The 3,204-nt window shown below is 52.1% G+C and carries 1 protein-coding gene; it reads right to left on the bottom strand.

Annotated features, from left to right (window positions below):
- On the bottom strand, positions 1 to 3,204 hold a 3,204-nt coding region (locus IO95_RS25690), incomplete at both ends, for a hypothetical protein (protein WP_037386712.1).

Genomic DNA, 3,204 nt, shown 5'->3' with positions numbered 1-3,204 from the left:
TACGCTGCCCCCAGCAATAGTGGTGCTGCCGCTGTAACTGTTGGTGCTGTTGGAGATAGTCAACGGGGCCAAGGTGCCATCCAGTACAAGACCGCCAGTGCCAAACACGTTAACCAGCAAGTCGTTGTTGGAGCCAGGCAAACCGTCGGTCGCTATCACCAGTGCATCGTCGCCATCTTCCAGCAACTCCAAGGCGGTAAGGGTATAATCCATATACAACCCCTCGCCACTCTCCCCGCTGTTGCTCAAGCCATAATCATAAATCCCGTTGGCAACATGCACGCCATTCTGTTCAATGGCGTCGGAAACATTTTGCCCCACCTCATCGCCATTGATCTGCAAGGTCAGTTGGTCGGCCCCACTGGCGGTTTGGGCACTCACCAATTGCACGCTATCGCCATCGGTCATTTGATTGAGCAGCGAGCCCCTGCCGGTACTATTGGCCACTATTGCCGGACTTTCCAGATCAATAATGCCGCCGGTGGCGGTGAAGTCGTCGGTAGTGATCAAGCCATCTGCACGTTGCCCCTGGATATCACCATAAAACCTCAGCGTGCCGCCATTCAGGCTGACATTGCCGACACTTTCCGTGCTGGTCACGTTGCTGCTACCGACCGTGGTATAGCTCCCCGTCCCCAGGTTCAGGGTCGCCAGGGTTAACGTACTGGTATTGGTGCCGATGAGGTCAAACAGGGTATTTTGTAAATTCACCGTACCGGCAAAAGCGCTGCCTACTGCGGTACCAAAATTAAACGCCGTGTTGTTGGTGCTGACATTGACATCCCCCAACCCGCTCAACCCATTATTGAAGGTAAAGGCCCCGGTGGTGGTGATATTCAAATCGCTGCCGGTATCCGCCACATTCACCCTGGCGAGAGTATTGAGCACCGTGCTGCCGTCAATATTCAGGCTAGAGCCATTGGTGATATCTAGCAACCCACTCAAATCCAGCGTGCGATTGTTATTGGTCAGATTGATATGGCTGGCGTTCAGCGTCCAGGTGCCTGCCCCGCTGAGGGTATTATCCAAGGTGCTCAAAACACCATTGGCATAATTGCTAAACAGTAAATTACTGCCACTGGCCATCGCCACCGAACCGTTACCCAGATTCTGAGCCTGCGCCACGGTCAGGGTACTGTTGCCAATCAGGTCATAGAGTCCATTGAAGGTACTGTTATTACCCGACAGGGACATATTCGCCAGAGCACTGAGGGTGACCGTCGAGCCCGCTACCCCGGTCAGCGCATTGGCCACATTCCCTGTCACGCCATTAAAAACCAGGCCAGAGGTGTTGCTGGTTAAATTCACTCTCGCTGCTGACTGCCCCAGATTGTTAGCCGCATTGACGGTTAACCGGCTATTCGCCGCAATGACATGATTACCGGTAAAATTGTTATTACCGGTGAGTTGCACATCCCCCAGGGTATTGATGGTGCCAAGACCACTGAGTGGGTTGGCAAAGCTGCCATTGCGGGCAAAATTGAGGTTACCCCCCACATTCACCGCACTGCTGCCCAGGGTCCCCGCACTGTTCAACACCAGGGTCGCCCCGGTGGCAATGGTGCTATTACCGGTTAAACCGCCATTGGCGGCACTGACGGTGAAAGTGCCCCCTTGTAGCTGCAATAACCCATTACCCAGTAAGCCACCCGTGGCACTGGACGTCCCGCCCTGGGTCAGGGCCAAAGTACCGGTCCCCAGGTTAATGGTGCCATTGTTGGTTAATGCCCCACTGGTGAGCACACCGCTGCCCAGCAATACCGTGCCGTCATTGGTGGTGGTCGACACACTCTGGTTAAAGCTGTTGAGGTTCAAGGTACTGCCGTTGTTCACCGCCAGTATGTTGGTGCTCCCCAAAGCCCCACTGGCCCCCAGTAAGACGGTACCCCCACGGATGGTAGTGTTACCGCTGTAATTGTTGGTGCTGTTGGAGATGGTTAACGCAGCCTGGGTGCCATCCAGTACAATGCCCCCGGTACCAAACAGGTTAACCGACAGATTATTGTTAGACCCTACAACCCCATCGGTGGCGATCACCAAGGCATTAGCACTATTGACCAACAACTCTATCGAGCCAAGGTCATAGCCCATATAAAGACCCTGACCACTACTGCCGTTATTCAATAAGCTAAAATCATACAGCCCGTTGGCTACACGCTCACTATTTTGAGTGATGCCATAGCGCACACCTGGGTTCACCGCAGCCCCATTGAGCTGCATGTTTAACCCATTGACACTGCCGGCGCTGGTGGCGTTGACCAACTGAGTCCACTGGGTATTTATATTCTGGTTAAGTAAAGAACGACTCCCTATTAACGTATTGGCATTGATGGCACCATCACCCACAATATTAATGGTGCCACTGGTAGCGGTCAGTCCGGCGGCGCTAATGATGCTATCCGCACGATCACTGAATAAATTGCTATAAAACGTTAACCTGCCACCCGCTATGCCCAAACTGCCGATGGTTTGCGTGGTGGGGGTTCCCGCTGCCCCAACGGTGGTACTATTACCACTGCTTAGTGTAAGTGTCGCTCGGGTTAACGCTGTCGTATTATTACCGGTCAAGGCGAATAGGCTGTTTTGCAGATTCACGGTACCGGTAAAAGCACTACCGGCATTGGCACCAAAACCAAAGCTCAAATTCGCATTGCTGCCATTGACATTAACTTGCCCTGCACCGGTAATGCCATTATTCAAGGTATAGTTGGCGGTATTATTAATCAGCAAGCGGCTATTCGCATTGGTCATATTAAACCGGGCATTGCTATTTAATGATGTGGCGTTATTAATGGTGAAGCTTGACGAGTTGATGAGATTAAAAATACCGGTAAAGTTGTTGGCATTGGTACGGCTGGCCATATTGATATTACTGTTATTTAACGCCCAGGTCCCCGCACCCGTTAATGTATTGGCAAATACTGTACCCGGAAAACTGCTCAAGGATAAAGTAGCACCACTGGCAATACTAATTGCCCCATTCCCTAATGCACCACTAACCCCCGTTTGCAACGTACCAGCCGAAATAGTCCATGCTGAAGTGGTAGTACTGCTGCCGTTCAGCGTCCAGATACTCGTGCCGGTTTTTTGTAATGCCGTGAAACTACTGAATTGACCACCGAAAAGGGACATATTAAAGGTAGCGTTGGTCGTACCGCCCAACGTCAAGGTATTGGTTCCCCCCCCCCCGACATTACCGTTAAT

This window comes from Serratia sp. DD3 (assembly GCF_000496755.2).
This window is presented reverse-complemented; position numbering and strand designations above follow the sequence as displayed.